The organism is Actinomyces sp. ICM47 (assembly GCF_000278725.1).
In the GTDB taxonomy this organism is placed as follows: domain Bacteria; phylum Actinomycetota; class Actinomycetes; order Actinomycetales; family Actinomycetaceae; genus Pauljensenia.
Genome location: NZ_ALCA01000079.1, coordinates 1 through 5734, shown reverse-complemented (window position 1 = coordinate 5734; position 5734 = coordinate 1). Strand labels below are relative to the sequence as shown.

Genomic DNA, 5734 nt, shown 5'->3' with positions numbered 1-5734 from the left:
CCCGCGCGCCTCGCCCACCCGCCCGGGGTGCGACAATGTCCCCATGACCGCTCTCTTCGCCGGGCTGACGACCCTGGATGTGCTGCACCGACTCGACCACGTGCCGGACCCGGGGCTAAAGGTGACGTCCACGGACTTCACGATGGCGGCGGGCGGCCCCGCGACGAACGCGGCGGTCACCTACGCGGCGCTTGAGGCGGGCGCCCGCTCGCTCTCCACTGACGAGGCCGTGGCCGGCTCCCCGGATCACGCAACCCGGGCGGACGCTCCGTTACTGCTGACGGCGCTTGGTGAGGGGCCGGTGTCGGCCTTCCTGGCGGCCGACCTGGCGGTCGCTGGCGTGAGGGTCCTCGATGCGACGACCCCCGCCCCAACCGCGACCAGCATTCCTGGCCTTCCCGTTTCGACCGCGTCCTCGCCCGCTGAAGCCGCCGCCCCCACCTACCGCTCAACCCCACCCGACGAGCGCGACGCGGCCCAGGCCTCGGCCCCGCGCGAGCCGGCCGTGTCCTCGATCATCGAACACCCGAGCGGGCGCATGGTCGCCTCCACAAACGCGCGTCTGGACGCCGACCCCGCGTGTGTCGCGGCGGACCTGCCCGAGCGCGTCGGCGTCGTCCTCATCGACGGGCACAACCCGGCGCTGGCGCAGGCGGCGTTGACGCTGGGCGTGCCAGAAGTGGGCGGGGAGGATCCTTTCGCCCGGCTCGAGGCTCGCCCGCCGCACCTGCGCGTGCTCGACGGGGGTTCGTGGAAGGACTGGCTGACGCCCCTGCTGGGTTTCGTCGACGTCGCCGTCGTGTCGGAGGATTTTGCGCCGCCGCTCCTCGCGCGCGCCGACGGCGAGCAGGTCGTGGGCTTCCTGCGCGGCTTCGGCATCACGCGGGTGGTGCGCACGCGCGGCGAGCGGCCTGTGCAGTACTGGTGGGACGGCGTACACGGCGAGGTTCCCGTGCACGAGGTTCCCAACGCCTCGACGATGGGCGCGGGCGACGCGTTTCATGGGGCGTTCGTGTGGGCGCTCGAGCGCGCGGGGGCCACTGATCCGGAGCGCCTCATCCGTTTCGCGTCGGCGGTGGCGGGGGTGTCGGTGTCTTCCTTCGGCACGAGGCAGTGGCTGACGTCCCCGGTCCTGGCTGAGCTGGTGCGAGCCTGGTAGGAGCCTGCGGAAGCCAGCCACCGCCACGAGCCTCCGAGCGGACCTAGCCGGGCCACCAGCAGCACCCGGCACCATCCACAACCCGAAAACGGTGCCCGCTACCTCCCGACGGGCACCCAGCGGGTAGCCCACTGGGTGGCCACGTCAGGCAGGGTAGGAAGGTTGGCGGCCGACGCGGAGGAGGACGCGTGCGCGATGCGTTCCACGGCCTCGTCGCTGACGGGCACGCCCTCGATGGGCGTGTATTCGACGGCGATGCCGACGGGCGGCGCGGTCATGTCGAGGACGGACCCGTCGGGCAGGAGGGGGAAGGCGTCACGGGTGCGGTCGAGCAGCCCGGTTTCCTCGTCGAAGGCGTCGTGCGTGATGAGAACGGGCACGCTCACGCCACGTATCACCTTCTCGCTGGAGACCATGGACATGTCGGCGAGGGTCCCCTTGTTGATGGTGAAGTGGCGCCGCACGGACTCGGAGTCGTCGGGCACGGTGGTGGTGCCGTGGCGCTCGAGGTCGGAGAGCTGCACGTCGGAGAACACCATGTCCCAGTCGTAGGAGAGGGGGCCGAGCACCGGGGAGACCAGCACGTAGGTCTGCACGGCGGGCGAGTGGGCGCGCAGGGCGACGGTAGCGCCGAATTCGTGACCCACGCAGATTTGGCGCGTGAATCCCTGGTCGGCCAGCCAGCCGGAGGCTGCCCGGAAGTCTTCGATGAGCGGGTCGAAGGTGATGATTTCGTCGCCCGAGCTGCCGTGGCCGGAGTAGTCGAAAGCAAGGGTCGCATACCCGGCGCTGCGCAGCACGCGCCCGAGTGAGTCGAACATGCCCGATGCGTGACGATCCGACAAAAAGGTGTGAGAAAAGATCACCGCAGCATCGTGGGAATCCACCGGGCGCGTGAATGTCCCGGAGATGGACACTCCCCGGGGGGTCTGAATCGTTATCTGGCTCACGTGTTAAACATAGCGCGTTTGGCGCTTCGAAGGAAAGGGGGTGCCCACAGTGTGCGCATGTGTGACAGGGGCGTGCGAGCCAGGCCGGGCGACCACTAAGATAAGGGTGAATATGCGCCGGTGAGATTGCCTGCGCGAGGGCGCCCGTTCTGCCTGTGCGGGCGGCGTCCGGCCCACGCGGGCACCCCACGTAGCGAGAAAAGGACAGTTATGGGTACCAAGACCGGCCTCCTCATTGGAGTTTGCATCGGATACGTGCTGGGCGCGCGCGCCGGGCGCGAGCGTTACGATCAGATCCGCGCCGGCGCGGCGAAGGTTCGTCGCTTCCCGATTGTTGCTCGTCCGCTGGATGCGGCCGGCCAGAAGGTGTCCGACATCGTGCGCGCGGGCGGCGAGCAGGTGACCGATAAGGTTGCCGACGCCGTCAAGGAGCGCCTGTTCGGTGCCCCCGCTTCGAAGCCCGCCACCGTTGACGGGGAGCTCGCAACGGCACCGACCCAGCATTGAGCGCTCAGGGGAACGAGGCCTCGGCAATGAATGCGGACCAGGTGGCCTCTGATCGGGAGCCGACGCGCGCGCAGATTAAGCGCTGGCGGAAGCACTTGGCGGAGGAGCGCATGGAGGCGCGCACCTACCGCGACCTGTCGGAGCGCCGCACGGGTGAGGAGCGCGCGGTCCTGCTCCAGTTGGAGGAGGCGGAGCGCCGCCACGAGGAGTATTGGCTGGCGCGTCTGGGCGAGAACGCTTTGCCTGCGCCGAAGCCGCCGTTGCGTACGCGCGCAGCGTCGCTATTGGCGCACTTGTTTGGCACGATTTTCATTCTGGCGATGGCTCAGCGCGCGGAGCAGCGGTCTTCGCGCGACGTCGATGATGATGTGCCGGCGCACATGCAGGCGGATGAGCATATTCACGCCGAGGTCATCCGATCCCTGGCAGCGAAGTCCCGCGAGACCCTGGCGGGCACGTTCCGCGCGGCGGTTTTCGGGGCGAACGACGGCCTCGTGTCGAACTTGGCTCTCGTGCTGGGCGTCGCGGCGTCGGGTATGGAGCCGCACGTCGTTCTCCTGACGGGCGTGTCGGGCCTGCTCGCAGGCGCCCTGTCGATGGCGGCCGGCGAGTGGGTGAGTGTGCGCAGCCAGCGCGAGCTGCTGGATGCCTCGATCCCGGACCCGAACGCGCATCAGGCGGTCACGGACCTGGATGTGAACGCGAACGAGCTGGCCCTGGTGTTCCGTGCGCGTGGCGAGAGCGAGGAGGAGGCCGAGGCGCACGCCGCGCAGGTTTTCGCGAAGCTCGCCAGGCCCGCGACCGGCGAGTCCGGCGCGATTGCCGTGCGCGCCGCGCTGGACGGCCAAGAGTCGGACGGCGCGGGCGAGCAGGTGGGCACGCCCATGAACGCGGCCCTGTCGTCGTTCTGTTTCTTCGCTACGGGTGCGTTCTTCCCGCTGATTCCCTACATTCTGGGATTGACTGGCCTGACCGCAATCATTGTCGCGGCCGCGATTGTCGGAATCGCCCTGCTGTTTACGGGCGGCGTGGTCGGTATCCTGTCGGGCCAGCCTCCGATGCCTCGCGCACTGCGTCAGCTCCTGGTTGGCTTTGGTGCGGCGGGCGTCACCTACCTGCTGGGCTTGCTATTCGGCACGTCGGTGTCCTGACGCTCCCGCCGGGACGGACGAGGCCGGGGCCGCCTCGCGCTTCCCCTGACCTCGGGGGATGCGCGAGACGGCCCAGACCAGCATTCCCGTATCGTCACGCGGTCACATTGGCGCGACTGGTTGTCGCGCGAGAACGCCCGCAGGGTGCCGTGTCACCACGGCCAGTAACGCTGATTTTGTGTCGGCCTGGGCTCTACCCTGTGCCCGTGTTCGCCGACGACTTGATCGAAGACGTCGCCGGAATCGACGATGTCAAATTGCCATCCGATACGACGTCCGTAACCGTCATCGGCATCTGACTCGAACGTGTCTTCCCACGTGTCCGGCTTGATACGGAAGAGAGCACGCGTGACGCCACGATAGGCGGCGACCGCGTACTCAATTCCTTTCTGCTGGATCGTATCCTCGCTTAGTTTCCACCACGAGCAAGTAGACTCACCAATTTCTTGGTAGTGCTGTTTGCGCACGGAGGACTCGAGCCACTCCCGTTTGTAGCCGTATCCCTGACGGGTTCCTCCTCCTGGAATGTCAGACTCCTCGTCCACCCAGTCCCCCAGCGGAAAAATGAGGAGCGGCTCATCGTATTCGAGCACGGGAATGGCTTTCTCATCTGCAACCTGTCGAAGATTATCCAGATTGACTTCATTTTTTGACACGGACGCCATTGTTCGCCTCTTTCTCTAAAAGAATAGGAGCACCGACAATTTTACAGATAGGCTACGACCTTCGCTGTGTTCATCGGTGCCGTTTGCGAGGCGGGCAACGCAGGCGTGGACCCAGGCGCGCGCGGCCTGTGCAACACTGGAGACATGGTGGATTTTCTTTCTCGCGCGCGCGGTGCCCTGGTGGGCCTGGCGGTTGGCGACGCGCTGGGCACGACGAACGAGTTTCAACCTGCGGGTTCTTTCGAACCGATCACGGACATGGTCGGCGGAGGCGTCTTCGGCCTCGAACCAGGCCAGTGGACGGACGACACGTCGATGGCGCTGTGCCTGGCGGATTCGCTGCTGGCGCAGGGCCGTTACGATTCGTTTGACGTGATGGAACGCTACGAGCGCTGGCACTCGGAGGGCTACCGCTCGTCGACGGGCGTGTGTTTCGATATCGGCAACCAGGTGTCGCGCGCCCTGTGGGACTTCCTCGCACACCCGCGCGTGCCCGTGGATGCGGTGCGCACGACCAGTGCAGGCAACGGCGCGATCATGCGCCTGGCACCCATCGTCATCGCCGGATTCGAGGCGCGCGACCCCCGCGAGATCGTTGCGACCGCTGGCTTGAGCGCCCGCGAGACGCATTTTTCTGCCGAGGCCGAGGCCGCCACCGAGGTCTTCGCCGCCCTCCTCGTGGGCGCGCTGCTGGGCTGGCCACCTGAGCGGATCGTGGACGTCGCGTGGGCCTCAACGGGAGCGGCGTTCGATGACGTGGCCGCGCGTGTGGTCAGCGCGGACCCGGCCGAGCGCGCCTCGTGGGAGGCACACACCAGCGGTTATATCATTCACGGCTTGCGCCTCGCGGTGCATGGCCTGCTGGATGTCGGTTCTTTCGACGAGGCCGTCCTGGCCATCGCGAACATGGGCGGGGACGCGGACACGAACGCTGCGATCTACGGGCAGCTGGGCGGCGCGTACTGTGGGGTCGAGGCCATCCCAACCTCGTGGAGAAACGCCCTGTATGAGGGTGAGCAGATCGACGCGCTGGCTCGCGCGCTGGTGGAGTTGCGTCTGGAGGCACCGCTCACGCGCTTCGACGAGGACCTGCAGGGCGAGGCCCCCTCCGCCTGACCGGCATCTTCCACGGCGCGGCGGGCGGGCGCGGGGTGCCGCTCGGCATCCGCCTCTGGCCAGCGACTAGACTGGCACTATCATGCCTGACTCTCGCCCCATGCCTCCGTCCGAGTCCAACGCGCGCGGCCCTCACGCGCACAACGCGGGTCGCCCCTCCGACGGGCGCGACGGCACGCGTCGACG

The 5734-nt window shown here is 67.7% G+C and carries 6 protein-coding genes; 4 read left to right on the top strand and 2 right to left on the bottom strand.

Annotation, left to right across the window (positions count from 1 at the left end; genetic code table 11):
* Window positions 1-43: 43 nt before the first annotated feature.
* Window positions 44-1159, top strand: coding sequence for a PfkB family carbohydrate kinase (locus HMPREF1136_RS04940; protein WP_009648228.1), 1116 nt, complete (start codon window positions 44-46; stop codon window positions 1157-1159).
* A 98-nt stretch (window positions 1160-1257) separates the two neighbouring features.
* Here HMPREF1136_RS04940 and HMPREF1136_RS04935 read toward each other — a convergent pair whose 3' ends face one another.
* Window positions 1258-1980 (bottom strand): alpha/beta hydrolase, encoded by a 723-nt coding sequence (locus HMPREF1136_RS04935; protein ID WP_232204178.1) that lies wholly within the window; start codon window positions 1978-1980, stop codon window positions 1258-1260.
* Window positions 1981-2319: 339 nt separating this feature from the next.
* Between HMPREF1136_RS04935 and HMPREF1136_RS04930 the strand changes: the two genes are divergently transcribed.
* Both HMPREF1136_RS04930 and HMPREF1136_RS04925 read left to right on the top strand, forming a co-directional pair.
* On the top strand, window positions 2320-2616 hold the full coding sequence (locus HMPREF1136_RS04930; protein ID WP_009648230.1) for a hypothetical protein: 297 nt from the start codon (window positions 2320-2322) through the stop codon (window positions 2614-2616).
* A complete protein-coding gene (locus HMPREF1136_RS04925) occupies window positions 2613-3767 on the top strand; it encodes a VIT1/CCC1 transporter family protein (protein WP_034504993.1) in 1155 nt (384 codons plus the stop codon). The genes HMPREF1136_RS04930 and HMPREF1136_RS04925 overlap by 4 nt, the downstream gene beginning before the upstream one ends.
* 152 nt (window positions 3768-3919) lie before the next feature.
* Here the strand turns inward: HMPREF1136_RS04925 and HMPREF1136_RS04920 are convergent, their stop codons facing one another.
* Window positions 3920-4423 carry a hypothetical protein gene (locus HMPREF1136_RS04920; RefSeq protein ID WP_156791845.1) on the bottom strand — a complete coding sequence of 168 codons (504 nt, stop codon included), beginning with the start codon at window positions 4421-4423 and terminating at the stop codon, window positions 3920-3922.
* Between the two features lie 153 nt (window positions 4424-4576).
* On the opposite strand from HMPREF1136_RS04920, the gene HMPREF1136_RS04915 reads away from it, so the two are divergent.
* Window positions 4577-5548: an ADP-ribosylglycohydrolase family protein gene (locus tag HMPREF1136_RS04915; RefSeq protein WP_034504999.1), complete on the top strand. Its 972-nt coding sequence runs from the start codon at window positions 4577-4579 to the stop codon at window positions 5546-5548.
* Window positions 5549-5734: the final 186 nt, after the last annotated feature.

What these genes read in the sequence shown, in the direction of transcription:
- HMPREF1136_RS04915 (WP_034504999.1), top strand. Translation starts at nt 4,577, where the DNA reads ATGGTGGATTTTCTTTCTCGCGCGCGCGGTGCCCTGGTGGGCCTGGCG.
- HMPREF1136_RS04940 (WP_009648228.1), top strand. Translation starts at nt 44, where the DNA reads ATGACCGCTCTCTTCGCCGGGCTGACGACCCTGGATGTGCTGCACCGA.
- HMPREF1136_RS04930 (WP_009648230.1), top strand. Translation starts at nt 2,320, where the DNA reads ATGGGTACCAAGACCGGCCTCCTCATTGGAGTTTGCATCGGATACGTG.
- HMPREF1136_RS04935 (WP_232204178.1), bottom strand. Translation starts at nt 1,980, where the DNA reads ATGTTCGACTCACTCGGGCGCGTGCTGCGCAGCGCCGGGTATGCGACC.